The sequence below is a fragment of the Collinsella sp. OM07-12 genome, from assembly GCF_003438275.1.
GTDB lineage: Bacteria > Actinomycetota > Coriobacteriia > Coriobacteriales > Coriobacteriaceae > Collinsella.
The window spans coordinates 12,697-38,346 of record NZ_QSTQ01000005.1 but is presented as its reverse complement, the minus strand read 5'-3'; the positions used below and the strand labels follow the sequence as shown (position 1 = coordinate 38,346).

Sequence of the window (25,650 nt, the reverse complement as noted above, 5' to 3'; positions counted from 1 at the left end):
AGGGGAGGCGAGAGCTCAAGGTTTTGGGCGTATAAAATGGACACGCCCGGAACCGTGTATACGTCCGGTGTCATCGCACCCGAGGCAGAACCTCGAATCCCTGTCTGCGATGGCTAACGGATTCCTATTGAAAGGGATTGTAATGGCTGTAAAGCACCTTAAGCCGACCTCCGCTGGTAGGCGTTGGCAGACGATCTCCGACTTCTCCGAGATCACCTGCACCAAGCCCGAGAAGTCTCTTCTCGAGCCCCTGCCCAAGAAGGCCGGTCGTAACAACAACGGTCGCATCACCACCCGCCACCAGGGCGGCGGCGTGAAGCGTCGTTACCGCGTGATCGACTTCAAGCGCAACAAGGACGGCGTGCCCGCCAAGGTTGCCACGATCGAGTACGATCCGAACCGTTCCGCTCGCATCGCTCTGCTGCACTACGCTGACGGTGAGAAGCGCTACATCCTGGCCCCCAAGGGCCTCGAGGTCGGTCAGACCATCATGTCCGGTTCTGACGCCGACATCAAGCCGGGCAACGCTCTGCCCCTCGCCGACATCCCCGTCGGTACGCTCATCCACGCCGTCGAGTTCCAGCCGGGCAAGGGCGCTGCTATCGCCCGTTCCGCCGGTAACTCCTGTCAGCTGATGGGTAAGGAGGGCAAGTACGCTATCGTCCGTATGCCTTCCTCCGAGATGCGCCGCATCCTCGTTACCTGCCGCGCCACCGTCGGTGAGGTCGGCAACGCCGATCACGCCAACATCGTCATCGGCAAGGCCGGCCGTAAGCGTCACATGAACGTGCGCCCGACCGTCCGCGGTACCGTCATGAACCCTGTCGACCACCCGCACGGCGGTGGCGAGGGCAAGAACCACACCTCTGGTCGTCCCTCTGTTACCCCCTGGGGTAAGCCGACGAAGGGCCTTCGTACGCGCAAGAAGAAGAAGGTCTCGAACCAGCACATCATTCGTCGCCGTAAGAAGTAATTTCGGATACCGAGTTTTAGGAGAAAGCACTTATGAGCAGAAGTCTCAAAAAGGGCCCGTTCGTGGAGACTCGCCTTCTCTCGCGTATCACCGCGATGAACGAGGCTGGCAAGAAGGACGTCGTGAAGACCTGGTCCCGCGCGTCCACCATCTTCCCCGAGATGGTTGGTCACACCATCGCCGTCCACGACGGCCGCAAACATGTGCCCGTGTATGTTACCGAGTCCATGGTTGGTCACAAGCTCGGCGAGTTCGCGCCGACTCGTACGTTCCGTGGCCACAAGGCCAAATAGGGGGTTAACCGTAAATGGCAACTAAGTCTATTGAAACTGAGGCCACCGAGGTTCGCGCCGTCGCTAAGTACGTGCGTGTTTCCCCCAGCAAGGCCCGCCTGGTGGTCGATTTGATCCGCCGCAAGCCTGTCGCTCAGGCCTTCGACATCCTCCACTTCTGCGACCGCGCCGTCGCCGTGGATGTCGAGAAGGTTCTCCGTTCCGCCGTTGCGAACGCCGAGAACAACAACGGTCTGCGTGCCGACAACCTGGTTGTCGCCGCTGCCTATGTTGACGAGGGTCCGACGCTTAAGCGCATCCGTCCCCGCGCCAAGGGATCCGCTTCTCGTATTCTGAAGCGTACTTCCCACATCACCGTCGTCGTTGCTCCTCGAAAGGAGGCGTAAAGCTGTATGGGTCAGAAAGTCTACCCCACCGGCTTCCGTCTTGGGATTACCGAGAACTGGCGCTCCCGCTGGTTCGCAGAGAAGGATTACGCTAAGACCCTCGGTAACGATCTCGAGATCCGCAAGTACCTCGAGAAGCGTCTTTCCCGCGCAGCTGTCTCCCGCGTCGAGATCGAGCGCGCTGGCGACAAGGTGAAGGTCATCATCCTCACCGCTCGCCCCGGCGTTGTCATCGGTAAGAAGGGTGCCGAGATCGATACCCTCCGCACCGAGCTCGAGAAGGTCGCTGGCGTCTCCAAGGGCCAGCTCTCCGTCGACGTTGTCGAGATCAAGCGCCCCGAGCTCGACGCCAACCTCGTTGCTCAGTCTATCGCCGAGCAGCTCGAGGGCCGCGTTGCCTTCCGTCGCGCTATGCGCAAGGCTGTCCAGTCCGCCCGCAAGGCCGGCGCCAAGGGCATCCGTATCCAGTGCTCTGGTCGTCTCGGCGGTGCCGAGATGGGTCGTCGTGAGTGGTACCGTGAGGGTCGCGTGCCTCTGCACACCCTCCGTGCCAAGATCGACTACGGCACGGCTGTCGCCAGCACCACCATGGGCGCTTGCGGCGTGAAGGTCTGGATCTACCTGGGCGAGAAGCTCCCGGGCCAGCCTGTTCCCAACCCTGCACTCGAGGGCTCTTCCCGTCCTCGTCGTCGTAACTCCGAGAGGAGGGGTCAGTAGTGCTTGCCCCTAAGCGTATTCTTCACCGCAAGGTGCAGCGTGGCTCCATGAAGGGCCAGGCCAAGGGTAATACCGAGCTGCATTTCGGCGAGTTCGGTATCCAGGCTCTCGAGGCCCATTGGATCACCAACCGTCAGATCGAGGCTGCTCGTATTGCCATGACCCGCTACATGAAGCGTGGCGGTCGTGTCTACATCACGATCTTCCCCGATAAGCCCATCACCAAGAAGCCTGCGGAGACCCGCATGGGCTCCGGTAAGGGTAACCCCGAGGAGTGGGTGGCCGTCGTCAAGCCCGGCCGCATTATGTTCGAGGTCAAGGGCGTGCCCGAGGAGGTCGCTCGCGAGGCTCTGCGTCTGGCGCAGCACAAGCTCCCCATCAAGACCAAGATCGTCGCTAAGCCTGCCGCTAAAGAGACGGCCGAGGAGGAGAACTAATGAAGCCCGCAGAGATTCGTGAGCTCTCGGACGCTCAGCTCGTTGAGAAGCTGAAGGAAATGCGCGCCGAGCTCTTTAACCTTCGTTTCCAGATGGCCACCAGCCAGCTGGACAACACCGCTCGCGTTAACACCGTGAAGAAGGACATTGCTCGTGTCCTCACGGAGCAGCGTGCCCGCGAGATCGCAGCGGAGAAGTCCGCTGTCGCCGAGTAGGACCTAAGGAGAGAACATGACTGATTCGCGTAACACGCGTAAGGTCCGTACGGGTGTCGTTACCTCTGTCTCCGGTGCCAAGACCATCGTCGTCACCATCACCGAGCGCAAGCGTCACCCCAAGTACGGCAAGATGATGACCACCTCCAAGAAGCTGCACGCTCATGACGAGGAGTGCACGGCTGGCGTGGGCGATACTGTCCGCGTTATGGAGACCCGTCCTATGTCCAAGATGAAGCGTTGGCGCCTCATCGAGGTCGTCGAGCGCGCTAAATAAGCAGTCGCTCTTACGACTTGTACGTTTCCGAAGATGTGCGTATGCCTGGCTTGCATACCACGGGCCGTATAAAGGCTGCGCACCTCTCTTCGGTTCTTAGTTCGGAGGAACATCTACCATGATTCAGATGCAAACCATGCTGAACGTCGCCGACAACTCCGGCGCTCGCAAGATTCGCTGCATCAAGGTGCTTGGCGGTTCCAAGCGTCGTTATGCAGGCATCGGCGATGTGTTCATCGGTGCTGTCCAGGAGGCTAACCCTGGCGCCAACGTCAAGAAGAAGGACGTTGTCCGTTGCGTCGTCGTTCGCACCGTTAAGGAGATCCGCCGCAAGGATGGCTCCTACATTCGCTTTGATGACAACGCCTGCGTCGTCATCAACAACGATGGTTCGCCCGTCGGCACCCGTATCTTCGGGCCCGTCGCTCGCGAGCTTCGTGACAAGAAGTACATGAAGATCGTCTCGCTCGCTCCCGAGACCCTGTAGTTAGGGGAGATATATGTATATCAAGAAGGGCGATAAGGTCCAGGTTCTCTCTGGTAAGGATCGCGGCAAGCAGGGCGTTATCCTGCGTGCTCTCCCCGCCGAGAACAAGGTCGTTGTCGAGGGCGTTTCGGTCGTTAAGAAGGCCGTCAAGCCCAACGCTGCCAACCAGCAGGGCGGCATCGTTTCGCAGGAGGCTCCCATCGACGCCTCCAACGTCAATCTCGTTTGCCCCGAGTGTGGTAAGGTTACCCGCGTCGGTCACGAGAAGGACGGCAAGAACAAGCTGCGCGTCTGCAAGAAGTGCGGCCACAAGTTCTAAGCTGCCCGCAACATCAAGTTGCTAGCAAAGGCCCGGATGCCCCACGGCACCCGGGCCTTTTTTGATCCCCACTCATTGGGGACATACTTAAATGAGTTACTCATTGGGGACAGACTTACATGAGTACCCTAACTGGGTAAGCATAAATGAGCGGGTCGTGCTGTATAAATTGCTTGTGTGCGCGTTTATGCGCGTTAGATTGCGTTTAATTACGCACCTATGCGTATATATGTGCCGTTTACGGGGCAATAATGACCGTTTAGCGGTGAGATACGCAAAAACGCGCACAGACGCGCGTGTTTGTGCGAATATAGAGCTGTCAGAAATGCAAGACGTTCTATGACACAGGAGACACATAATGGCAGATTCTAAGCAGGCTCCACTCGACGCCGCGGCAGCCGCCAAAGCAGCATTTGCTTCGGTCCAGGACAAGCCGTTCCCTAACGACATCTTTACGGCTCCCGAGCTCCGTTGGGCTGTGATCGGTTGCGGCGTTATTGCCAACCAGATGGCTCAGTCCCTTGCCCTGGCCGGCCGCAAGCTTACGGGCGTTGCCAACCGCACGCTCACCAAGGCTCAGACTTTTGCCGACCAGTACGGCGTCGAGAAGGTCTATGACACGGTTGAGGATCTCTACGCCGATCCTGACATCGACGCCGTCTACATCACCACCCCGCACAACACCCATATCACCTATCTGCGCGCCGCCCTGGCGGCCGGCAAGCACGTTCTCTGCGAGAAGGCCATCACGCTCAACTCCGCCGAGCTCGATGAGGCCCGCGCCATTGCCGCCGAACACAACGTGGTCCTTATGGACGCTACCACGGTGCTCCACATGCCTTTGTATCAAGAGCTGCGCCGCCGCATGGATGCCGGCGAGTTTGGCCGCATGAACCTCGCTCAGCTCAACTTTGGTAGCTACAAGGAGTACGGCGATCTGACCAACCGTTTCTACAACCGCAACCTCGCCGGCGGTGCCATGCTCGATATTGGCGTATACGCCCTGTCCGTCATGCGCCTGTTTATGGCGAGCCAGCCCGTCGAGGTCGTGTCTCTGGGTAACACCTGCGAGACCGGCGTGGACGTTGCAGGCGGCATCGTCTGCCGCAATGCCGAGCAGCAGCTGGGCGTCGTGAGCCTTACGCTCCACTCCAAGCAGCCAAAGCGCTCGGTTATCAGCTTTGACAATTGCTATGTCGAGGTCAACGAGTATCCGCGCGCCGATCACGCGACGATCGTTTGGACCGCGGACGGTCGTCGCGAGGAGGTCGCCGCGGGCACCGAGGCTTATGCCCTGTGCTACGAGATGGCTGACCTCGAGCAGGCCGTCGCCGGCGACGATTCCAAGCGTGAGCTTCTGGATTATGCTTCTGATGTGATGGAGCTCATGACCAAGCTCCGCGCCGATTGGGGAGTCGTCTACCCCGAGGAGGAGTAAGCGATGCTTGCGGAAGATAGGCTCAATACGATTGTGTCGATGGTGCAGCAGGCTGGCTCGGTAACGGTGCCCGAGCTTGCCGATGCCCTGGGCGTGACGGCCTCTACCATTCGACGCGACCTACAGACGCTCGACCGAGCGCACCGCATCGCCAAGGTGCACGGTGGCGCGACAAGTCTTGAGCGCGCGCACGTGACGCGCGACCTAACGATCAGTGAGCGCAGTGATCTCCATAACGACGACAAGGAGCGTATCTGCGCCCGCGCCGCGGCGCTCGTGGAGCCCGAGAGCTTTGTGTACATCGATTCGGGTTCGACAACGCTCAGACTCATCGAGCATCTTCCGCATCTCGAATCGGTCACCTATGTGACTGATTCCGTGCTCCATGCTCAGCATCTCGCTGTGCGCGGCATGCGCACCGTGGTGCTGGGCGGCGAGCTTAAACCCGAGACCGAGGCGCTCGTTGGCCCCGATGCTCTGGCAACCCTAGACCGCTACAACTTTAACTGCGGCTTTTGGGGTTCTAACGGCATTGCCGCCGAGCAGGGCTTTACGACGCCCGATATCGAGGAAGCGCAGGTCAAGCGTATCTCGATGCGCCATACAGCCAAACGCTTCGTAATCTCGGACGCCAGTAAGTTTGGCATGGTGGCTCCCGTAAAATTTGCGGACTTCCGTGACGCAACGGTTATCACTGCGGGCGAGGTGCCCGCCAAGTACCAGACGATGGAAAACGTCATCACGGTTTAGCAACGGGGCGAAGTAAGGCCAAAACCACCAAAAAGGTGCCTGTCCCCATTCTGGTGGTTCCGATGGCCCCGTCGGGCATGATTTCCCAGTACCCCTGTTTCCATACGACGTGATCATGCCCGCCGGGGCCATCGTATAGATATCGCTTAAAAGCGCCGTCACTTCGGTGCTATCAATCACTCAAACACAAGGTAATACGCAGGTTGTGACCCTCAGAAGGGGAGGGCTGGGCCTGCTTGTGCAAAAGGAGGAAACATGTCAGCTGCAAACGAGAAGGTGGGGGGCGGCACTTACGATGTCGTTGCCATCACGGCATGTCCAACGGGCATTGCTCACACATTTATGGCGGCCAAAGGGTTGGAAGACCAGGCAGCCAAGATGGGCGTGAGCATTAAGGTCGAGACTCAGGGTTCGGGCGGCGCTAAAAATGTACTGACCGCGGCAGACATCGCTGGTGCCAAGGGTGTCATCATTGCGGCGGATAAAAATGTCGAGCTCGATCGCTTCGATGGCAAGTCGGTTTACTCCTGTGCGGTGACGCGTGGCATTAATGACGCCGAGGAACTTATCAATATTGCGCTTGCGGGCAATGCGCCTATTCATCATGTGTCCGGCGGCGCCGCGGTACAGGCGGCTGCCGAGGGCGAATCCGAGGGTTTGGGCCGCAGGGTCTATAAGGACCTGATGAACGGCGTTTCGCACATGCTCCCCTTTGTTGTTGGCGGCGGCATCCTCATGGCGCTTTCGTTCTTGCTGGACCAGGCGGGGCTGGGCACGAGCGCATACGGCCACAGCACTCCGGTCGCGGCCTTCTTTAACCTTGCGGGCAACCAGGCGTTCAACTTTATGCTCCCCATCCTTGCGGGCTATATTGCCATGTCCATTGCTGACCGTCCGGGCTTGGCCGCGGGCTTTGTGGGTGGCTGGATTGCAAAACAGGGCTTTACGTTGGGCTATCTCACCACGGCAATGGATGCCGATGCCCAGGCTCAGCTTGTCTCTGCTGGCTTTTTGGGCGCGCTGCTGGTCGGTTTTGCCGCCGGCATTATCGTCAATGCGCTCAAGAAGGCTGCAAGCGTGCTACCCGAGTCGCTCGACGGTATCAAGCCCATGCTCATCTACCCCGTGCTGGGCATTCTCTTTACGAGTCTCTTTATGATGGCCGTTAACCCGATTATGGGCGTTATCAACACCGCCATTAGCGGCGCGCTCAACGGTCTTTCGGGCACGAGCATCGTTCTTTTGGGCATTATCTGCGCCGGCATGCAGGCGACCGACATGGGTGGTCCCATCAACAAGGCCGCATATGTCTTTGGCACCGCGGCCCTTGCCGAGCAAACGCTGCAGGGCAATATGATCATGGCTGCCGTCATGGCGGGCGGTATGGTACCGCCGCTGGTCATCGCGCTCTCCACGACGTTCTTTAAGAACCGCTGGACCGAGGCCGATCGCAAGGCAGGCCTGGTGAACTACATCATGGGTCTGTCGTTTATCACCGAGGGTGCCATTCCCTTTGCCGCGGCCGATCCGCTTCGCGTGTTGCCCGCCTGCATCCTGGGATCTGCGACCGCCGGCGGTCTGTCGATGCTCTTTGGTTGCGCGAGCCCCGCTCCGCACGGTGGCGCCTGGGTTATCGCGGTCATCACGAACCCGGTGCAGTACCTGTTGGCCCTTGCTATCGGCGCTGTGGTCGGCTGCTTGGTTCTGAGCTTCCTTAAGAAGCCTCTCGACAAGGCTACCGAGTAGCGGGAGCGGAAGGGTCTTGCCAATGGAAAGGCGGCAACGTCCACCAGGGACGTTGCCGCCTTTTGCTGTTTGGGGATTTGTCTCGATCTGTAACAGGAAGAGAGGGATATGGGTTCCAGATGTTACAAGCTAAGATATTTTTCCTGGTGGTCCCATAACGTCTCAATCTGTAACAGGAAGGCCAAAATGCGGGCTCCAGATGTTACAGATTGAGATGATTTCTCCGGTGGGATCCGAATATCTCAATCTGTAACATCTTGGGCCGATTTTGCCGAGTTATTGTTACAGATTGAGATTTTCTCTTGAGGGGGATTCGAATGTCTCGATCTGTAACAGATAGACCGAAAAATGGGTTCTAACTGTTACAGATCGAGACGTTTTGGGACCGCGGCTGAGCCATTGCGGCAAAACCACCACAAAGGTGCCTGTCCCCATTGTGGTGGTTTAGGGCTCCCAGGGGCAGGGGGCCTCGATGTGGATGTGCTCGCCGGTTACGGGATGCGTGAAGGACACGCTGTGGGCGTGGAGCATAAGGCCGCAGGGACGCGGCGTGCCGTAGAGCTCGTCGCCTACCAGGGGATGACGCTCGCTCGCCAGATGCACACGGATTTGGTGTTTGCGTCCGGTGAGCAGCTCGACATCGATATACGAACGCGTGGGCAGGCCGCGGCGGCTCTTAAGGCGCTTGAGCACCTTGACGCGCGTCTGAGAGGGCTTGCCGCTGGCGCCGACGCGCATCTTTCGGCTGTCGTGACGGTCGCGGGCGATGGGCTTGTCGATGAGCTTTTCGTTCCAGTCGATCTTGCCCTCGGCGAGCGCCAGGTAGTGCTTTTCGAAAGCGTGGTCGATGACCATCTGGTCAAAGGCGGGCTGCGTCTGCTTGTCGAGCGAGAACAGCACCACGCCGGTGGTGTCGCGGTCCAGGCGGTTGAGCGGCTGCATGTCGGTCGCGGCAAAGCCGTCGCCCATCGCCAGCAGCAGGTCGCTGGCGTAGTCGGTGAGCGTGCGCTCGCCGGTGCCGTCGCCGTGGACGATCATGCCGGCGGGCTTGTCGATGGCCATGAGCCAAGCGTCGCAGTAGAGGACTTGAGGTTCTTCGTTCACGTGTAAGCCTTTCGGTTAGCTGATTCCCACAAACATGCAGCCCGAGGTCGCCCCGCGTAGGCGGGCGGCGGGCTTGCGGCCGGCTTGTGCTGCCTCGACGGCGCGACGGACGCGCGCGACGGCGCGGCCCACCTCGTCGACATCCAGAAGTGTCCCGTCGACCATAAGACGGCGCACGCCGGCATCGAGCAGCTGCGGCACCTGCGGCGTGAGGTCGATGGGGTAGGCGTCGTACAGGCGCGAGCGGCCGTGAATGTCGGTGCGCACGGGCATGACCTTGCCATCGATGTTCTTGAGCGAGAGCTTGCGGGCACGCAGGCGGCAGTTGGCGCAATCGTGGATGCACCCGTTGGCAACCTGCAGAATGCAGTGCTCGCTCGTCATAACGCGCGGGCGGCCGAACACGGTGATGCCCAAGGCTGCAGGCGCGGCGGTGCCAAGCGAGACGATCTCGTCGAGTGTGATCTCGGGCGAGAGCCAAAACGCGCCGGCTCCGCGCTCGGCAAGTGCCTCCATGCAAGGCACGTTGTGCACGGGCAGGCAAGAGCGGACCTCCGCCGTGGCGCCAACCTGGGCGGCCAGGGCAAGCTCAGAGATGTTGCCAATAGCGATCGTGGCACCGGCAACAACCCACGGGTCAATGCGCGCGTGGTCAACGGCGCGGCAGACCTCGTCGAGTACGGGCACGATACCCTGCTCAAATGCATCGGTGGGGGAGAGCCCGGCCGCATCGAGTACGTCGGTGGTCATGTAGATGCGCGTTGCGCCCTCCGCGCGGGCTGCCTCGGCAGCCTCGAGCGTGGTGACGGTGGCGCAGATTTGCGGCTCATCACGGTAGTGTGCGGGCGCGGGGCGGGAATCATTGGTTACAATCGCCGGCAGCTCGAGCGTGCGGGCACGCTCCTCATACGGCGCCAGAATGGCCTCCTCCAGCGCCTTGCAGGCGGCGGTGCGCACCTTGTGCACAGCGGAGAAGCCCATGCCGCAGCCCTCATCGAGTGCCACATCAAAGCTCGCGGCCTCAAAGGGCGAGGAACCCATGCGGCCCACATGCTCTACCAGATCGGACGCCTCGACGGCGCGGGTCTTGGCGGCCTCGACGGTAAAGCCCGTGGCGGTAGCGGTGAGCGCGGGGTCGTCGCAACAAGTAAGCGTGACGGTAAACGGTTCGCCCAGACGCGCCACGACGGTAACATCCACGGCGCGGCGGCGCAGCACGTCGCGCTTGAGCGCGGCACCAGCAGCGTCAATGGCACGCTGGCTTCGAATCACGCGCACACGGCACCCTTCGGGCATGCTGCGAGGCACACGGCACTCGATGACGTCGCCGGCGGCGGCATCATCGGCGGCGATGGTGGTCAGGAACTGGTCGAACTCATCGTCGTGACGAAGCTCCAACAGATCGCCCTTGCCGACGGGCTCAAACAGCTCAATGCGGGCGATGGCGGCGCGGCGACGGCGGTCGTCGGGCTTAAGGCCGCGCACGTCGCGATTTGCCAGACGACTGCCCAGTACCGTGCCCACGATCTGGCCGCGGTTGTTGGAGCGCTCGTAGCTCATCATCTCGTCGCCCGAGGTGCCATCCTGGTAGGCATGCGTAAAGTCGCGGTTAAAGCAGCGCTTGAGCTGGCGCTGGCGAGCGGCTTGTTCGTCCTTGGGGGTCGAAACATCGGCCAGCATATCGTCAATTTGATGACGATACACATCGACGATGGAATACACGTAATCGGGGGCCTTCATGCGGCCTTCGAGCTTGAGCGACGCGGCACCGGCGTCATACAGGCGGCGCACGAGCTGCGAGGTGTTGGTGTCGCGCGGGCACAGCGCGCGCTCGCGCCCGGCAGGGGAGAGCGTGCGGCCGCCCTCGTCGATCAGCTCGTAGGGCAGGCGGCAGGGCTGGGCACACATACCGCGGTTGGCCGAGCGGCCCGCCATGGCAAAGCTCGAGAGCAGGCACAGGCCCGAGTAGCAAAAGCAGATGGCGCCGTGGCTAAAGACCTCGAGGTCGACATCGGGCGCGGCGTCGTGGATAGCGGCGATCTCGTCGATGGAGAGCTCACGCGAGAGGGTTACGCGGTCGGCGCCCTGCTCGCGGCACCAGATGGTTCCGCGGTCGTCATGGATATTCGCCTGGGTCGAGATGTGCGTCTCGATGCTCGGCATGGTGCGCTTGACCTCAAAGAACAGGCCCCAGTCCTGGATGATAAAGGCATCGGCGCCCAGCGTGGAGCAGCGATGGATGAGCTGCAGCGCATCATCCATTTCGGACTGCTTGATGACGATGTTCACCGTGACGTAGACGCGCGAACCGGCCAGGTGCGCGGCGCGGCAAGCCTGTTCAAAGGCCTCGTCGGTAAAGTTGGTCGCCTTGCGGCGGGCATTGAAGCTGCCCATGCCGCAGTAGATGGCATCGGCCCCGGCGGCGAGTGCGGCGGCAAAGGGCTCCGGGCCTCCGGCTGGGGCCAAAAGCTCGGGCCTGCGGTTGGTGGTTCGGCTGGCGGTTGCGGTCATATCCTGCCTTTCAAAATGCTCAGATACTCAAAAGTATAGTGGCGCCGCCGCGGCAGGAGATGCCCGTGGCCCAAGCGGGATAAAGTCTTCAGCAGCTTGGGGCTTCTGTCCCAGAAGAGAACCGTTCGGCGGTTCGGAGAAACCGTTAGGCAATAAATCTTTCTCGCACAATAATAAAATTCTTGCACAGCGCGAAAACCTTGGTTACTATCCAATCAAGCGCGGCATTCAGACCGAATTGTGCCTCCCGGTATGAATGCCGCGCTCCCGTTCCCTTTTGCTTGTAAGGAGAAGAGCATGAGCAAGAGCGTTGTTTCTTCTGATAACGCACCGGCCGCCATCGGCCCGTATTCCCCCGGTATCCAGACCGGCAACATGGTGTTCCTGTCCGGCCAGCTGGGCATTGACCCTGCGACCGGCAAGATGCCCGAGGGTGTCGAGGCCCAGGCCAAGCAGTCTCTCGCTAACGTTGAGGCCCTGCTGACCGCTGCCGGCGCCACGTTTGCCGATGTCGTCAAGACCACGGTCTACCTGGCCGACATTGCCGACTTCGCTGCTGTGAACGAGATCTACGCCTCCAAGTTCGAGGCTCCGTTCCCCGCGCGCAGCGCCTTCCAGGTTGCTGCCCTTCCGGCTGGCGGTCTCGTTGAGATCGAGGTCATCGCCGCTCTCTAAGATGTAGGCGAAAACAAGCCATGACATGCAAAAGAACCCTGCAGCGCGTGCGAAGCTGCAGGGTTCTTTGTGTCAGGGGTAGTCTTTTTGGGACGGGGCTATTTTAGCTACCCCTACATGCAAGATTGATTTTACTTGCGGCTCATCGAGATCACGGGCAGAGGGAGGGTAGCTAAAATAGCCCCGTCCCAAAAAGACTACCCGCGCTCCATTCTGCTCGTTAGCCCTTCTTGCGGACCTTTTGCAGGTAGCGGTATACGCTGGGCTCAGAGATGCCCAGCGCGGAGGCGGCGCAGGCCACGGCGCCCTTGAGCATAAACACGCCGTTGCCGTTGAGATGGCGGATAACATCGACGCGGTCGGCTTGGCCGAGCGAAGAAACTTCCATTCCGCGGCTTTCGAGCAACTCGGAAATACTGCGGTCGATGAGCTCCTGTGTGGACTCCGAAAGGCTTTCGACCTCGATAGACGCGGGCTCCGTGCGCGTCGGCGCCGCGTCGAAGCACGCCATGAGCTGCTGTGCCATGGCGTTGATGGAACGCACGGTCGAGAGGTCGGTGTTGACGCAGAGCATACCGACGATCTCGTCATTCTCGCGGATAAAGTACGTCGCTGACTCCAACGTCTTGCCGCCAGCACCGCGCCCCTCGTAGCCCGTGATAAATGGCAGGTCGCGATACTTGGCGTCGTGCATGATCTTGAGTGCCAGATCGGTGGCGGGACCGCCGACCTTGCGGCCGCTCACGATGCCGTTGCGGATATCGACGATGGCGTGGTCGGGATCCGAGAAATCGTGCAGCACGATTTCGCTGTTCTTACCGAGTACCTGCTCCAAGAAATCGACCATCGGCAAATAGCGACGTACGGTCTCGTTCACGGGCAACTCCTTTGGGTTCTATCGAAGTGTTCATAACAGTTTTTCTCATGGTAACACGCTGCCCATCATCTCGCATATCCGCAGGTACATTGCGTAATACAGACGAACGGTAGGATTTTGGCGGTAAGCAGTCGACCAAAAGAAAAGTTAGATGTTATTTTGACCAGACACTTTTTGACCTGCGGAAATGCGTTTTCTCAGCTGAAGAATAGTCTGATAACAAAAAATTATTATTGAGAATGAGAATCCACTTTAATGCGATATGCAACGAAGGCACAACCTCAACCCCGCACTGCGTCACAATAGAGCGTTAGATGCGAAAACAACTATTTCGAGGATTGGTGGTCAAATGACCCAGGAGACGGTTACGAACGGCACTGAAGTCCTGTTCACTCGTGAAGGCATGCCTCCCGTTAAGGCTTTAGCTTTGGTGCGCTGCTGGGCGGCGAGATCGTCGGCGGCGCCGTTGTGGTCCTCTTTGGTCTGGCCTACAGCAAGATCAAGTAGCTGTTCCCGCCCGTCGTGACCGGTACGGTCATCTTCTCCATTGGCGTCTCTCTATCCCACGGCCGTCAAGTATATGGCCGGCGGTATGGGCACGCCGCTGTGGGGCACTCCGCAGGCCTGGTGCGTCGCTCTTATCACCTTCGCCGTGGTCTTTGCGCTCGCCAACTTTGGCAAGGGCACGCTCAAGCTGGGCTCCGTGTTCTTTGGCATGATCGTTGGCATGATCGTCTCCATCCCCTTTGGCATGATCGACTTCTCCAGCGTCGCCACCGCTCAGGTCTTCGCCCTTCCCAAGCTCATGCCCTACGCGCTTGAGTTTGATCCCGAGGTCTGCATTACCCTCGCCGTCGTGTTCCCCATGGTTGCCATCCAGGTTATCGGTGACGTCTCCGCCGCCTGCCTGGGCTCCATCGACCGTATGCCCACCGAGCGCGAGCTCTCCGGCGCTATCGTGTCCCAGGGCCTCACTTCTATGGTCGGCGGCCTGCTGGGCGGTCTTCCCACCAGCGCCCTTGGCCAGAACGTGGGCATCATCTGCTCCAACAAGGTCGTCAACAAGTGGGTCTTTGTGATCATCGCAGCCGTCTTTGCCATCGCCGGCCTGTTTCCGCAGCTCTCTGCCGTCCTTTCCGCTATCCCGCAGCCCGTCATCGGCGGCGCGACCGTCGGCGTCTTTGGCACCATCACCATGAACGGCGTGCGCATGTTCACCCGCGAGGGCCTCACGCAGCGCACCACCACCATCGTCGGCACCTCCGTTGTCTTTGGCCTGGGTATCTGGATGGCCAGCGGTTGCCTTGCCGGCGAGGGCATGCCCACCTGGGTGTCCACCGTCATCGGCTCCAACGCCGTGACCCCCACCGCCATCATGGCCATCGTGCTCAACCTGATCCTTCCGCAGACGCCGGTCGTGGCTCAGCACATCGATGCTGCCAAGGACGCTGCCGTGGACCTGGTCCTGCCCGAGAGCAAGAAGTAACCAATTCGGTGCTATTCGTTGGCGGACGTATCGCCTCGTCCGCCGACGCCATGCGGCGATAGGCCGCACTTCAAAGGGTTTGTCCCTTTGGTGAAGCGTTGACGGGAGAGGGCCCGTTTCCGGTGTAGGCCGGCGCTTCGCACTCCGCCATGTCAGAGGTGTCAAACCCCGCCCCCGATGTTGAAGGGAGCATCCATGCTTCTGGTCGCTAACGGTTCCGTCTTTACCCGCAACGCTCAGACCCCGTTCATTCCAAACGGTGCGGTCGCCATTGACGGAGATACGATCGTCGAAGTGGGCCCCGAGTGCGAGCTCAAGGCCAAGTACCCGGATGCCGAGTACGTCGACGCCCAGGGCAACCTCATCATGCCCGGACTTATCAACTGCCACACCCACATCTACTCGGGTCTGGCCCGCGGCCTTGCCATTAAGGGCTGCAACTCCACCAACTTCCTGGAGAATCTTGAGCAGCAGTGGTGGAAGATCGACGACAACCTGACGCTCGACGGCACCAAGGCCAGCGCCTATGCCACGATCCAGGATTCCATCCGCGATGGCGTCGCCACGATCTTCGATCACCATGCGAGCTTCTGCGAGATCCCGGGAAGCCTCTTTACCATTAAGGATGCAGCTCAGGAGCTGGGCATGCGTTCGTGCCTGTGCTACGAGGTCTCCGATCGCCGCGGCCAGGAAAAATGCGACCAGGCCATTGCCGAGAACGCCGAATTTGCCCAGTGGGCCGCCAAGGAGCGTCGCGATAACGACAACCACATGATCGCCGCCATGCCCAACGTGGGCTGGTGCGAGGCTATGACCATGCTGTTCGAGAACAACGCCAAGATGGCCAGCAAGTACTTCGATCGCAAGCTCGGTGTGCTTGAGGCCGGCGCTGCCGCCGACGTCATCGTCATGGACTACAAGCCCTTTACGCCGCTGAGCGAGGAGAACATCGACGGCCACATGCTCTTTGGCATGATGGGCAAAAACTGCCGCACCACCATCATCAACGGCCGCGTCCTGTACAAGGATCGCGAGTTTGTCGGTATTGATGAGGACAAGATCAACGCGTGGATCATGGCTGAGTCCAAGAAGCTCTGGAGCACGCTCAACGATCGCGCCTACTAATTACAAGTAGATTCACGCGCGTCGGATGTTTCGCCGCATCCGACGCGCGTATAGGCGGCCTCCGCGGGGTCGCCGGCGCTGTGCTAGCGCTACACCGTATTTGCGCCCGCCGCGCGGTCTCGCCGGGCGTTACAGAGAGGAGCTCATTATGAGCGACATCATGAGGCCGATCCCGTTTTCGCAGCTGATGAACTGGATCATCGAGGAGCACAAGACCCAGGACGCCATCTTTGGCGTGCGCAAGATGGTCACGACCAACCAGGGGGGCGCGCTTCCCATTTTTGACGAGTGCATCGAGACCCCGTTTGGCCCGGCCGCCGGTCCCAATACGCAGCTGGCCCAGAACATCGTGGCATCCTACGTGGCCGGTTCTCGTTTCTTTGAGCTCAAGACCGTTCAGGTGATGGATGGCGAGGAGCTCTCCAAGTGTGTGAACAAACCCTGCATTGTGGCGCAGGACGAGTGCTACAACTGCGAGTGGTCGACCGAGCTCGAGGTTCCGCAGGCCTTTGCCGAGTACGTGAAGGCATGGTTTGCCTGCCACCTGATCGCTCGCGAGTACGGCCTGGGAAGCCCGGACGGCTTTGTCTTCAACATGTCCGTGGGTTATGACCTCGAGGGTATTAAGAGCCCCAAGGTCGACGCCTACATCGAGGGCATGAAGGACGCCAGCGGCTCTGACGTCTGGAACGAGTGCCGCACATGGGCGCTCGCCAACCTGGACAAATTTGAGCATGTCGATGCCGCGTTTGTCGAGTCCATCCCGGCGCGTGTCTCCAACTCCATTACCGAGTCCACGCTGCATGGTTGCCCGCCGGCGGAGATCGAGCGCATCGCGACCTATCTGATCACCGAGAAGGGCCTCAACTCCTACATCAAGTGCAACCCCACGCTGCTGGGCTATGAGTTTGCACGTCAGCGCCTCAACGAGCTGGGCTTTGACTATATCGTCTTCGATGACACGCACTTTCGCGAGGACCTGCAGTGGGCCGATGCCGTGCCTATGTTCGAGCGCCTGATTGCCCTGTGCGCCGAGCGCGGCCTGGAGTTTGGCGTCAAGCTGACCAACACGTTCCCCGTCGATGTGACGAGGAACGAGCTGCCCTCCACCGAGATGTACATGTCGGGCCGTTCGCTGTTCTCGCTGACCATCGAGGCCGTCTGCCGCATTACCGAGCAGTTCGATGGCAAGCTGCGCATCAGCTACTCCGGCGGTGCCACGGTCTACAACATCCGTGCCCTGTATGACGCCGGCATTTGGCCCGTCACCCTGGCGACTGACGTGCTCAAGCCCGGTGGCTACGAGCGCTTTAGCCAGATCGCCGGCGAGTTTACCGATCTGGACGGCAAGCCGTTCGCGGGCGTCTCTCTCGACGCCGTGACCGCGATTCAGACAGATTCGCTCACCAACCCGCTCTACAAGAAGCCGCTGCGCCCGCTACCCGACCGCAAGGTCGCCGGCAAGAGCCCGCTTTCCGACTGCTTTACCACGCCGTGCCGCACGAGCTGCCCCATCCAGCAGGATATTCCCGCCTACCTGGCGGCTGTTGACGAGGGCCGCTACGAGGACGCGCTTAACATCATCATCGAGCGCAACGCCCTGCCGTTCATTACCGGTACCATCTGCCCGCATTCCTGCGGCCGTTCCTGCGAGCGTGCGTTCTACGAGCCCGAGGGCGCCCAGATCCGCGCCAGCAAGCTCAAGGCCGCCCGCGAGGCCATGACCGCCGTGCTGCCCAAGCTGCGCGCCCAGGCCATCGCCAACGACGGCGAGCGCAACGTTGCCGTTATCGGCGGCGGCCCTGCCGGTCTGGCGACGGCGTTCTTCCTGACGCGTGCCGGCGTGCCCGTCACCATCTTTGAGGCCCGCGACTCGCTCGGCGGCGTGGTCCGTCACGTGATCCCCGAGTTCCGTATCGCCAGCGACGATATCTACCACGACGCCGAGCTCTGCCTGGCCTTTGGCGCCAAGGTGCAGCTCAACGCTCGCATGGATTCCATCGACGAGCTCAAGGCCCGGGGCTTCACCGACGTGGTCGTGGCCACCGCCGCCTGGATGCCCGGCTCTGCGGGCTTGGGCGAGGGCGCCGAACTCGACGTGCTGGAGTTCCTCGAGGCCGCCAAGAAGGGCGAGAAGCTCGAGCTGGGCGAGGACGTCGTGGTCATTGGCGCCGGCAACACCGCCATGGATGCTGCCCACGTGGCCAAGCGCCTGGCAGGCGTGAAGAACGTGCGCCTGGTGTATCGCCGCACCAAGAAGCAGATGCCCGCCGACGAGGAAGAGTTCGATCTTGCTCTTGCCGACGGCGTTGAGTTCTGCGAGTTGCTGGCGTCCAAGGCGCTCAACGGCGCCGTGCTGACCTGCGATGTTATGGAGCTTGGCGAGCCGGATGCAAGCGGCCGTCGCAGCCCCGTCGCCACGGGCGAAACTGTTGAGCTTCCCGCCACCACGGTGGTCTGCGCCGTGGGCGAGGGCATCGATGCCAGCCTGTACGATGCCGCGGGCGTCGAGCACGACCGTCGCGGCCGCCTTGCCGCCACCTCCACCGGCGTCGAGGGCGTCTGGGCTGCCGGCGACTGCCGCCGCGGTCCGGCCACCGTGGTCGAGACTATCGTCGATGCCGCCGAGGTTGCCCGTGCCATCGCCGGTGTGGACTTTAACAGGTACGCCGACTGCAACGAGCAGGCCGGTCGCGAGGACACCTGCTACGAGCGCAAGGGGTTGCTGTGCCGCGACAAGTGCAACTGCACCAAGACTCGCTGCCTGGGCTGCGGCTCGGTGTGCGAGGTCTGCTGCGACGTGTGCCCCAACCGCGCCAACGTGGCCATTAAGGTGCCGGGCCTGGCCAAGCATCAGGTCGTACATGTCGACGGAATGTGCAACGAGTGCGGCAACTGCGCCGTGTTCTGCCCCTACCAGGAGGGTCGTCCCTATAAGGACAAGCTCACCCTGTTCTGGAGCGAGCAGGACATGGAGAACTCCGAGAACGAGGGCTTCCTGGCCGTGGACGAGGACCACTTTAAGGTCCGCGTCGCCGGTACGGTCCGCACCGTCTCGGTCGATGCCGTCAACACCGGTCTGCCCGAGGCCGTCCGCCTGACCATCAAGGCCGTGCGCGACAGCTATCCGTACCTCCTTAAGAAATAGGCGAGTCTCTTATGGCCAAATCCATTCAACATAACGTGGCCTACGCCGCCTGCGGAAGCGGTTGCGCCTCCGCAGGCGGCGACGCCCGCTGCAGCGAAGGCTGCATTGGCTGCGGCGCCTGCGTCACGGCCTGCCCCCACGGCGCCATTGCACTGGTCGATGGCATCGCCCGCGTGGATCGCTCCAAGTGCACGGGCTGCGGCCTGTGCGGCATGGCGTGCCTGCAGCGCGTGATCGCCTTCGTCCCCGGCTACCAGAACATCCTGGTGCGCTGCAACAACACCGATAAGGGCGCCATCGCCCGCAAGATCTGCGACACGAGCTGCATCGATTGCGGCATGTGCGCCAAAAAGTGCCCTGCCGGCGCAATCCGCATCGAGGACAACTGCGCCCATATCGACGGTGTGGACTGCCTGTCGTGCGGCATGTGCGCCGTCGTCTGCCCGCATGGCGCCATCCACGATCGCACCGGCATCGCCGCCGGCGTGTAGAAGGGAATAACCATGGCACAGGAATTCACTTTTACCGTTAACGGCGTCGAGCGCACGACGACCCAAAACAAACCGTTGCTGCGCTATCTGCGCGACGACCTGCATATCCATTCCGCCAAGGACGGCTGCTCCGAAGGCGCTTGCGGCACCTGCACCATCCATGTGGACGGTGCGGCCGTCAAGGCGTGCGTGCTGACCACCGCGCTTGCTGCCTATAAGCTCCAGCGTCCTGTGAAGTGCAAGCTCACGCGTGCCGAGTCGCTCGCTTTCCATCCCAAGCGTCACGCCATGGACGGCACCTTTACACTTGGCTGCGACGCCGAGGGCAACTTTACCGGCCTGGACTGCGAGATCAACTTTGACACCGGCGCCTACGCGTCGCTGTGCGGCCCGGTGCTCGAGCGCGCCTGAACGCATGCCGTCGGCCCCTACAAGTACCAGAACACCGACATTCGCGGCTTTGGCTACTACACCAACAACCCGCCCGCCGGCGCGTACCGCGGCTTTGGCGTTTGCCAGTCCGAGTTTGCGCTCGAGTGCCTGATCGACCTGCTGGCAGAGAAGGTCGGCCTGGATCCGTGGGAGATTCGTTACCGAAACGCTATCGAGCCGGGCGAGGTTTTGCCCAACGGCCAGATTGCCGACTGCTCCACGGCGCTTAAGGAGACGCTGCTCGAGGTCAAGGATGCCTACTATGCGCATCCCGGACACGCCTGCATTGCCTGCGCCATGAAGAACGCTGGCGTGGGCGTGGGCCTGCCCGATGCCGGCCGCTGCAAGATTCGCGTCGAGAACGGCGTGGCTGTGGTCTACGCCGCCACGTCCGACATCGGCCAGGGCTGCAACACCGTCTTTTTGCAGGACGTTGCCGAGGCATGTGGCCTGCCGCTTCACTGCATTGCCAACGGCGAGTGCTCCACCGAGAACGCTCCCGACTCCGGCACCACGCCTGGCTCGCGACAGACGGTCGTGACTGGCGAGGCCGTGCGCGGTGCCGCCTTCCTGCTGCGCGATGCCATGCTTGACATCGAGGCCGGCAAGTCTGCGCCCGCCGCTCCCGTGAATGCGCATGGCGACGGCGTCAAGATCGAGTACGACGACGGTCGCGCCTATCAGCTGCACACGCAGGAGCTCGTCGCCGGCCAGGGTATGCATCCTCAGAATCCCGCGGCCGCTATCAAGGCGCTCGAGGGATGTGAGTTTGGCTACGTGTACCTGGAGCCGACCGACAAGCTGGGTGCGGATGTTCCCAACCCCAAGAGCCACATCTGCTACGGCTTTGCCACACATGTGGTCATTCTGGATGATGACGGCCGCGTGAGCGAGGTCTATGCCGCGCACGATTCCGGCAAGGTGGTCAACCCCATCTCCATCCATGGTCAGATCGAAGGTGGCGTGCTCATGGGTATGGGCTATGCGCTTACCGAGGCCTGGCCGCTCAAGGACTGCGTACCCCAGGCAAGGTACGGTACGCTTGGGCTGTTCCGTGCGCCCGAGATTCCGGATATCCACGCCATCTACGTGGAGAAGGACGAGCTGCTGCCCGTGGCATACGGCGGCAAGGGCATCGGCGAGATCGCAACGATCCCCACGGCGCCCGCCGTGCAGAACGCCTATCGCGCGTTTGATGGCAAGCTGCGTCCGGATCTGCCCATGGTGGATACGCCCTACAGCCGCGTCCGTCACCGCGGCTAGGGTAGAGCGCGGACGGCCATTGCTGACAGATCGTCCGCGCTCAACATCAACTGTATATGCCGTGCCTTCCATCGCCCCTCGGTCACAACAAAAGCCCGACCCCTCTTTCGAAGGGCCGGGCAGGAGGCATTGGATTTATATGAGGCAGAACCAAAAAACCGCCGCATCGCTCAATCGCCCAAGCGCCGCGGTGTGTGCGGCAACCATGTCTAGGCGGTCATGCCACCGTCGACGATGAGCTGCGTTCCCGTTACGTAGCTGGAATCATCGCTCGCAAAGAACACGGCGACCGTGCCAATCTCACGCGGCTCTCCGCCGCGACCCATGGGAATCTTTGCCAGCGTGTATTGGGTGAATTCGCCGTCGCGCGGCATCATCTCGGAGAAGATCGTTCCGGGACAGATGGCGTTGACGCGAATGCCCTTGGGAGCGAGCTCCGCGCCCATCGAGCGAGTGAACGAGAGCGTGGCAGCCTTGCTGGCGCCGTAGCTGCTCATACCGGGGCAACCGCCAAGGCCGCCGATGCTTGCGACGTTGACGATTGCGCCGCCGTCCGTCATGGCTTTGACGGCAAGCTGCGTGGCATAGACGTAGCTGTGAAGGTTGAGGGCCATCACGCGGTCGAAATCGTTGGCGATGTCCATGGTCTCGACCTGGAAGTTAGTCATCATGCCGGCGTTGTTGACCAAGATATCGAGTTTGCCATACGCCTCGATGGTCGCGGAAAAGAGCATATCGACATCCTGCTCGTTTGTCATATCCGCCTGCACAAAGGTCGCGTCATGCCCAGCATCGCGGAGCTCCTTTTCGAATGCCTCGCCCTTTTCGCGGCGTCGACCGCAGAAAACGACCTTGGCACCTTCCTCGCAATAGCACCAGACGACACCCTGGCCAATGCCCGACGTCGCGCCCGTGACGATTGCGACCTTTCCATCAAGTTTACCCATCTGTTCCCTCCGTTATGTTGCGAATTACGGTATCAAAACCGCTGATAAACTAAGTTTGGTCTATTTCATTCGGCATTACTAGGGGATAAAATATCCAAAAGTGTTCATAAGAGAACACATAATTAACCATCATTCATTTTGCGAAGCCGGTAATCCATGAATCGCTCGAGGAAAGCATACTTAGAGGCGCTTGTCGAGTTACTGCGAACAAAGTCGTATTCCAAGATAACGGCGAGTGACATCATCCGTCGTAGCGGCTACGGACGCACGGGTTTCTACCGTCAGTTCTCGGACAAAAATGCGCTCGCCGCCGCGCTCGTCAAAGAGCATACCGCGATGTATGCTCGAATCCTCGCGAACGATCTGCGCGATTCGCAGTGCAACATGGAGGACATGGTGCGGCATATCCTCGAACACGTAATGCAGCATCGAGCGGAGTATCATGCCATTCTGTCGTCGCAGATTCCTGGGCACGGCTTCGATGAGTTCTGTGTGTGCGCGCTCGTCGATTTTCGCATTATGGCGAACGCTCGCCCCAACTGCTCCGATGCCGAGCTCGACTATGACCTGTTCTACTATGCGACCACGCGCCAGTTCGCGGATTATCTGCGCTACTGGGATGCTCACGGATATGAGCCAGCTGCACCACAAATGGCCAAGTGCATCGCAGGGGTGATTGACCACTTGTCGCCGGGGGACGCCTTGCGTTTTGAGAATTCGGATGGCGCGGAGAGTAGGGGAGACGTTGGGTTGATCTCGTTTGCCGAGCTGTCCTAAATTAGTGCCGCGGGTAAAATAAGGTCGACGGCAGCCCAAGTGGTGGAAAGCTGGGCGACGCCGTTACTTAGATCAAGGGGTCAATGCCTTAACGGCGTCGACCCCTCTTCTTTTTCTTCGAACGCTGCTTGAGTGCCTTGGAAAGTCCGACAAGCGCTCGTAGGGCGGATTTGCCCCGGTGCTTCCGGGAAATTCCACGTGTGGCGGGGCGCCGCCTCTTTCGCATGCGTGCCGATTGCCATATTACGTTATAGTTAGCTATATTATAGGAAGGTATAATATAGCTAACTATAACGTAAAGGAAGGGAGGCCCTATGTTTATCGGAAGAACAGCGGAAATGTCCGAGCTCAATCGACTGTATGACGCGGGTTCATTTGAGATGCCTGTGATTTACGGCCGTCGTCGTGTGGGTAAAACGCGTCTTATCACAGAGTTCATCCAAGGCAAGAAGGCTATTTACTTTCAAGCTCGTCGTACTAACGCAGAGGCAAACCTGCACGGCTTTAGCCAGGCGATACTTGCGGGCTCGGTTGGTGCTGCGGGTGTGTCGTTTCGTAGTTTTGACGAGGCATTCGATGCGTTAGCCACCATGGCCCGCGCGGAACGTTTGATTGTCGTGATTGACGAGTATCCCTATCTCGCTCAATCAAATCCCGAGATTAGCTCGTTGCTGCAAGACAAGATTGATCACTTGTACAAAGAGACCAAGCTCATGCTGATTCTATGCGGCTCGTCTCTTTCGTTTATGGAGGAACAGGTGTTGGGCTACGAGAGCCCACTATACGGTAGGCGTACGGCCCAGTTTAAGATCATGCCGCTCGATTTTACGACGACCCTCGGCCTGTGGCACGACATGGATCGCGAAGACGCTGCGGTTTGCTATGGCATGACGGGCGGCATTCCCGCGTATATCGAGAAAGTCGATTCCGCCGCATCGCTCAAGGACAACATCAGACGTCTATTCCTTACCCCTACGGGCTATCTCTTTGAGGAGCCGAGCAACTTGCTTTTGCAAGAGTGCCGTAATCCCGAGCAGTATGATGCGATCGTGCAAGCAATTGCTCAGGGGCGCTCGAGAATCTCGGAGGTTGCGAGCTCTACGGGAATTCCTGCAAGCAATGTAAAGAGCTATGTGGATAAGCTGGCGTCGCTTGGAATTGTCGAGCGCGAGCTGCCCCTAAACGAGACGAGCAATAAGCGAGCCGTGTATCTGCTGAGCGACCAGATGTTTAGGTTCTGGTACAAGTTTGTGCCGCAGAACATCGGGCTGATTCAAAACGATATGGCCGAGATGGCGTACAAGCGCATTGAGCCGTACTTATCGGATTACATGGGCACGGTCTTTGAGCTTATATGCAGGCAGTACGTGTACGAACTTGCGCGGGCGGGCCAGCTCGACGTGGTCCCTGCGACCGTTGGACGCTGGTGGGGGACGGATAATCGCACGCATACGCAGGAAGAAATCGACTTGATTGTTGATGATGGTGATGGCGCTGCGCTGTTTGCGGAATGCAAATGGCGCAATGAGCCGGTGAGCGAAGACGTGCTGCAAAAGCTCGTGCATCGAAGCGAGCTCTTTAGGCGGCAACAAAAAAGCTACGTGATCTTCTCGAAGCGTGGCTTTACGCAAGGATGTCAGGAAGCTGCGAAGAGCAGGGGAGATACCAAGCTGATTTCGTTTGCCGAGATGTGAGGGCGGAGATAACTAAGCGCGCTCTGATGTGATGCTCGGAATGGGTCTCGCTTTCCGGATCGCCCTTCAAGCGGAAGCTCATATGTTCAAGAAATGGGAGGCAGCTCATCGCGAGCTGGGGCCTTTTGTTTGGAGCGGAGGCAGCATCCCGGAATTCGGGCAATCCGGTGGTCAGGGGTTGAGCGAGCGTCGCGCCAAGGATGCCAAGCGTAAAACCTTCAATAAAAATAGCGTAAAAACTGCATCCGACATGGCGTAAAAACTACATTGAAAGTAGCGTAAAAACAGCATTGAGAATGGCGTAATTTCGCATATCGCATGATCGCCCGAGCTTGCACACGGCCTTTTGCGAGCTCTTGCCATGAACGAGAGCCAGGCTGTCACGTACAAGACGCTCATAAAGGGCGCCTCGTACGGTGAGGCGGGCCCCGACGAGAGGACCATCGCTGCGTACTTGGACCTCTTCAACAGGCTCAAGCTGACCGAGGACCTGTGCGGATGGGAGCCGCCCATGCGCTCGAAGGCCCGCGTTCGCGTGCGCCCCAAGCGCTACTTCTGCGACCCGTCACTTGCGGCGGCGTTGCTGGGGGCTACCCCTGAGCGGCTGCTTGGCGATATGCAAACGCTGGGGATGCTCTTTGAGAACCTCGTTCTGCGCGACGTGCGCGTGTTCCTTTCCACCTACGGCGGTGTCGACAACAGTGTCCATTATTTCCGAGATGAGAAGGGCCTTGAGGTCGATCTGATCGTTGAGCACGACGGGCGCTGGGGAGCCATCGAAGTCAAGCTGAGTGATGCGAAAGCAGACGATGGAGCGAGAAATCTCAAGGCGCTGGAGAGGAAAGTGCTCTCCAATCCTGCCGCCCAGAACGCCGCGCCGGCGTTTTTGGCGGTCGTGGTTGGAAAGGGGAGCATTGCCTACACACGCGACGACGGCGTGGCGGTGATCCCCATGGCGGCACTTGGGGCGTAGTGGTCTTGTGGGCGTGCCGTGCTTCCTTTACCGAAAATCCATTTGTTTATTCTGCCGTCAATGGGTATACTTCGAATCGATGGCCCCGGGAATGACCTCTGATTCAAGT

The 25,650-nt window shown here is 60.2% G+C and carries 26 protein-coding genes and 1 pseudogene; 23 read left to right on the top strand and 4 right to left on the bottom strand.

From position 1 onward, the window contains the following. Positions 1 to 142 precede the first annotated feature (142 nt). The 12 genes from rplB (at position 143) to DXB98_RS02645 (ending at position 8,038) form a co-directional block, all read left to right on the top strand. Complete coding sequence (rplB, locus tag DXB98_RS02700) at positions 143 to 973, top strand: 50S ribosomal protein L2 (protein ID WP_055250219.1); 831 nt, start codon at positions 143 to 145, stop codon at positions 971 to 973. Positions 974 to 1,005: 32 nt separating this feature from the next. After that, a complete protein-coding gene (gene rpsS, locus DXB98_RS02695) occupies positions 1,006 to 1,266 on the top strand; it encodes a 30S ribosomal protein S19 (protein WP_006235035.1) in 261 nt (86 codons plus the stop codon). Between the two features lie 14 nt (positions 1,267 to 1,280). After that, positions 1,281 to 1,652, top strand: coding sequence for a 50S ribosomal protein L22 (gene rplV / locus DXB98_RS02690; RefSeq protein WP_006235036.1), 372 nt, complete (start codon positions 1,281 to 1,283; stop codon positions 1,650 to 1,652). Positions 1,653 to 1,658: 6 nt separating this feature from the next. Next, positions 1,659 to 2,369: a 30S ribosomal protein S3 gene (rpsC, locus tag DXB98_RS02685; RefSeq protein WP_006235037.1), complete on the top strand. Its 711-nt coding sequence runs from the start codon at positions 1,659 to 1,661 to the stop codon at positions 2,367 to 2,369. Next, positions 2,369 to 2,806 (top strand): 50S ribosomal protein L16, encoded by a 438-nt coding sequence (rplP, locus tag DXB98_RS02680; RefSeq protein ID WP_117734329.1) that lies wholly within the window; start codon positions 2,369 to 2,371, stop codon positions 2,804 to 2,806. The genes rpsC and rplP overlap by 1 nt, the downstream gene beginning before the upstream one ends. Next, on the top strand, positions 2,806 to 3,021 hold the full coding sequence (gene rpmC / locus DXB98_RS02675) for a 50S ribosomal protein L29 (RefSeq protein WP_006235039.1): 216 nt from the start codon (positions 2,806 to 2,808) through the stop codon (positions 3,019 to 3,021). The genes rplP and rpmC overlap by 1 nt, the downstream gene beginning before the upstream one ends. A 16-nt stretch (positions 3,022 to 3,037) precedes the next feature. Continuing rightward, complete coding sequence (gene rpsQ / locus DXB98_RS02670) at positions 3,038 to 3,298, top strand: 30S ribosomal protein S17 (RefSeq protein WP_117734330.1); 261 nt, start codon at positions 3,038 to 3,040, stop codon at positions 3,296 to 3,298. A 118-nt stretch (positions 3,299 to 3,416) separates the two neighbouring features. Further along, positions 3,417 to 3,785: a 50S ribosomal protein L14 gene (gene rplN / locus DXB98_RS02665; RefSeq protein WP_117743069.1), complete on the top strand. Its 369-nt coding sequence runs from the start codon at positions 3,417 to 3,419 to the stop codon at positions 3,783 to 3,785. Positions 3,786 to 3,798: 13 nt separating this feature from the next. Further along, a complete protein-coding gene (gene rplX / locus DXB98_RS02660; protein WP_099432059.1) occupies positions 3,799 to 4,104 on the top strand; it encodes a 50S ribosomal protein L24 in 306 nt (101 codons plus the stop codon). A gap of 358 nt (positions 4,105 to 4,462) precedes the next feature. Then, positions 4,463 to 5,542 carry a Gfo/Idh/MocA family protein gene (locus DXB98_RS02655; protein ID WP_117743068.1) on the top strand — a complete coding sequence of 360 codons (1,080 nt, stop codon included), beginning with the start codon at positions 4,463 to 4,465 and terminating at the stop codon, positions 5,540 to 5,542. A 3-nt stretch (positions 5,543 to 5,545) separates the two neighbouring features. Next, the gene (locus tag DXB98_RS02650) at positions 5,546 to 6,292 is read left to right on the top strand and encodes a DeoR/GlpR family DNA-binding transcription regulator (protein ID WP_117743067.1); all 747 of its coding nucleotides are present in this window, start codon (positions 5,546 to 5,548) and stop codon (positions 6,290 to 6,292) included. 255 nt (positions 6,293 to 6,547) lie between these two features. Further along, positions 6,548 to 8,038: a PTS fructose transporter subunit IIC gene (locus DXB98_RS02645; RefSeq protein WP_117743066.1), complete on the top strand. Its 1,491-nt coding sequence runs from the start codon at positions 6,548 to 6,550 to the stop codon at positions 8,036 to 8,038. 444 nt (positions 8,039 to 8,482) lie between these two features. Here DXB98_RS02645 and DXB98_RS02640 read toward each other — a convergent pair whose 3' ends face one another. Together DXB98_RS02640 and DXB98_RS02635 are read right to left on the bottom strand one after the other, a co-directional pair. Continuing rightward, on the bottom strand, positions 8,483 to 9,142 hold the full coding sequence (locus tag DXB98_RS02640; protein WP_226798422.1) for an RluA family pseudouridine synthase: 660 nt from the start codon (positions 9,140 to 9,142) through the stop codon (positions 8,483 to 8,485). Positions 9,143 to 9,157: 15 nt separating this feature from the next. Further along, positions 9,158 to 11,653 (bottom strand): U32 family peptidase, encoded by a 2,496-nt coding sequence (locus DXB98_RS02635; protein WP_117743064.1) that lies wholly within the window; start codon positions 11,651 to 11,653, stop codon positions 9,158 to 9,160. Between the two features lie 297 nt (positions 11,654 to 11,950). Between DXB98_RS02635 and DXB98_RS02630 the strand changes: the two genes are divergently transcribed. Beyond that, on the top strand, positions 11,951 to 12,328 hold the full coding sequence (locus tag DXB98_RS02630) for a RidA family protein (RefSeq protein WP_117743063.1): 378 nt from the start codon (positions 11,951 to 11,953) through the stop codon (positions 12,326 to 12,328). A gap of 220 nt (positions 12,329 to 12,548) precedes the next feature. Here DXB98_RS02630 and DXB98_RS02625 read toward each other — a convergent pair whose 3' ends face one another. Further along, a complete protein-coding gene (locus DXB98_RS02625) occupies positions 12,549 to 13,205 on the bottom strand; it encodes a transcriptional regulator (protein WP_233505069.1) in 657 nt (218 codons plus the stop codon). 580 nt (positions 13,206 to 13,785) lie between these two features. Here DXB98_RS02625 and DXB98_RS02620 point away from each other — a divergent pair. From DXB98_RS02620 to DXB98_RS10570, 6 genes and pseudogenes are all read left to right on the top strand, one after another. Beyond that, entirely contained in the window at positions 13,786 to 14,691 is a 906-nt protein-coding gene (locus DXB98_RS02620) for a uracil-xanthine permease family protein (protein ID WP_233505068.1), read from the top strand. Between the two features lie 195 nt (positions 14,692 to 14,886). After that, complete coding sequence (locus DXB98_RS02615; RefSeq protein WP_117743062.1) at positions 14,887 to 15,816, top strand: amidohydrolase family protein; 930 nt, start codon at positions 14,887 to 14,889, stop codon at positions 15,814 to 15,816. A gap of 148 nt (positions 15,817 to 15,964) precedes the next feature. After that, entirely contained in the window at positions 15,965 to 18,964 is a 3,000-nt protein-coding gene (ygfK, locus tag DXB98_RS02610) for a putative selenate reductase subunit YgfK (protein ID WP_117743061.1), read from the top strand. A gap of 11 nt (positions 18,965 to 18,975) precedes the next feature. Beyond that, a complete protein-coding gene (locus DXB98_RS02605; protein WP_117743060.1) occupies positions 18,976 to 19,455 on the top strand; it encodes a 4Fe-4S binding protein in 480 nt (159 codons plus the stop codon). A 12-nt stretch (positions 19,456 to 19,467) separates the two neighbouring features. Beyond that, positions 19,468 to 20,046 (top strand): annotated as a pseudogene (locus tag DXB98_RS10575) (molybdopterin cofactor-binding domain-containing protein); the annotation flags it as partial. Between the two features lie 30 nt (positions 20,047 to 20,076). After that, entirely contained in the window at positions 20,077 to 21,150 is a 1,074-nt protein-coding gene (locus DXB98_RS10570; RefSeq protein ID WP_369831382.1) for a xanthine dehydrogenase family protein molybdopterin-binding subunit, read from the top strand. Between the two features lie 209 nt (positions 21,151 to 21,359). Here the strand turns inward: DXB98_RS10570 and DXB98_RS02590 are convergent, their stop codons facing one another. Next, the gene (locus DXB98_RS02590; RefSeq protein ID WP_117734339.1) at positions 21,360 to 22,097 is read right to left on the bottom strand and encodes an SDR family NAD(P)-dependent oxidoreductase; all 738 of its coding nucleotides are present in this window, start codon (positions 22,095 to 22,097) and stop codon (positions 21,360 to 21,362) included. A 156-nt stretch (positions 22,098 to 22,253) separates the two neighbouring features. Here DXB98_RS02590 and DXB98_RS02585 point away from each other — a divergent pair, with 156 nt between their 5' ends. From DXB98_RS02585 to DXB98_RS02570, 4 genes are all read left to right on the top strand, one after another. Continuing rightward, positions 22,254 to 22,874 (top strand): TetR/AcrR family transcriptional regulator, encoded by a 621-nt coding sequence (locus DXB98_RS02585; RefSeq protein ID WP_117743059.1) that lies wholly within the window; start codon positions 22,254 to 22,256, stop codon positions 22,872 to 22,874. Positions 22,875 to 23,188: 314 nt separating this feature from the next. Then, positions 23,189 to 24,568, top strand: coding sequence for an ATP-binding protein (locus DXB98_RS02580; RefSeq protein WP_117743058.1), 1,380 nt, complete (start codon positions 23,189 to 23,191; stop codon positions 24,566 to 24,568). An 82-nt stretch (positions 24,569 to 24,650) separates the two neighbouring features. Continuing rightward, positions 24,651 to 24,827: a hypothetical protein gene (locus DXB98_RS02575; protein WP_158553130.1), complete on the top strand. Its 177-nt coding sequence runs from the start codon at positions 24,651 to 24,653 to the stop codon at positions 24,825 to 24,827. A 102-nt stretch (positions 24,828 to 24,929) separates the two neighbouring features. Beyond that, positions 24,930 to 25,541, top strand: a complete 612-nt coding sequence (locus DXB98_RS02570; RefSeq protein ID WP_233505067.1) for an ATP-binding protein — start codon at positions 24,930 to 24,932, stop codon at positions 25,539 to 25,541. Positions 25,542 to 25,650: the final 109 nt, after the last annotated feature.

Bases quoted from the DNA above. Each gene is read 5' to 3' on its own strand.
- rplV (WP_006235036.1), top strand. From the start codon at position 1,281: ATGGCAACTAAGTCTATTGAAACTGAGGCCACCGAGGTTCGCGCCGTC.
- DXB98_RS02635 (WP_117743064.1), bottom strand. From the start codon at position 11,653: ATGACCGCAACCGCCAGCCGAACCACCAACCGCAGGCCCGAGCTTTTG.
- rplX (WP_099432059.1), top strand. From the start codon at position 3,799: ATGTATATCAAGAAGGGCGATAAGGTCCAGGTTCTCTCTGGTAAGGAT.
- rplN (WP_117743069.1), top strand. From the start codon at position 3,417: ATGATTCAGATGCAAACCATGCTGAACGTCGCCGACAACTCCGGCGCT.
- DXB98_RS02645 (WP_117743066.1), top strand. From the start codon at position 6,548: ATGTCAGCTGCAAACGAGAAGGTGGGGGGCGGCACTTACGATGTCGTT.
- DXB98_RS02570 (WP_233505067.1), top strand. From the start codon at position 24,930: ATGAACGAGAGCCAGGCTGTCACGTACAAGACGCTCATAAAGGGCGCC.
- rpsC (WP_006235037.1), top strand. From the start codon at position 1,659: ATGGGTCAGAAAGTCTACCCCACCGGCTTCCGTCTTGGGATTACCGAG.
- DXB98_RS02615 (WP_117743062.1), top strand. From the start codon at position 14,887: ATGCTTCTGGTCGCTAACGGTTCCGTCTTTACCCGCAACGCTCAGACC.
- rpmC (WP_006235039.1), top strand. From the start codon at position 2,806: ATGAAGCCCGCAGAGATTCGTGAGCTCTCGGACGCTCAGCTCGTTGAG.
- DXB98_RS02620 (WP_233505068.1), top strand. From the start codon at position 13,786: ATGGCCGGCGGTATGGGCACGCCGCTGTGGGGCACTCCGCAGGCCTGG.
- DXB98_RS02630 (WP_117743063.1), top strand. From the start codon at position 11,951: ATGAGCAAGAGCGTTGTTTCTTCTGATAACGCACCGGCCGCCATCGGC.
- DXB98_RS02580 (WP_117743058.1), top strand. From the start codon at position 23,189: ATGTTTATCGGAAGAACAGCGGAAATGTCCGAGCTCAATCGACTGTAT.
- DXB98_RS02605 (WP_117743060.1), top strand. From the start codon at position 18,976: ATGGCCAAATCCATTCAACATAACGTGGCCTACGCCGCCTGCGGAAGC.
- ygfK (WP_117743061.1), top strand. From the start codon at position 15,965: ATGAGCGACATCATGAGGCCGATCCCGTTTTCGCAGCTGATGAACTGG.
- DXB98_RS02575 (WP_158553130.1), top strand. From the start codon at position 24,651: ATGTTCAAGAAATGGGAGGCAGCTCATCGCGAGCTGGGGCCTTTTGTT.
- rplB (WP_055250219.1), top strand. From the start codon at position 143: ATGGCTGTAAAGCACCTTAAGCCGACCTCCGCTGGTAGGCGTTGGCAG.
- DXB98_RS02650 (WP_117743067.1), top strand. From the start codon at position 5,546: ATGCTTGCGGAAGATAGGCTCAATACGATTGTGTCGATGGTGCAGCAG.
- rpsS (WP_006235035.1), top strand. From the start codon at position 1,006: ATGAGCAGAAGTCTCAAAAAGGGCCCGTTCGTGGAGACTCGCCTTCTC.
- DXB98_RS02655 (WP_117743068.1), top strand. From the start codon at position 4,463: ATGGCAGATTCTAAGCAGGCTCCACTCGACGCCGCGGCAGCCGCCAAA.
- rpsQ (WP_117734330.1), top strand. From the start codon at position 3,038: ATGACTGATTCGCGTAACACGCGTAAGGTCCGTACGGGTGTCGTTACC.
- DXB98_RS02585 (WP_117743059.1), top strand. From the start codon at position 22,254: ATGAATCGCTCGAGGAAAGCATACTTAGAGGCGCTTGTCGAGTTACTG.
- DXB98_RS02590 (WP_117734339.1), bottom strand. From the start codon at position 22,097: ATGGGTAAACTTGATGGAAAGGTCGCAATCGTCACGGGCGCGACGTCG.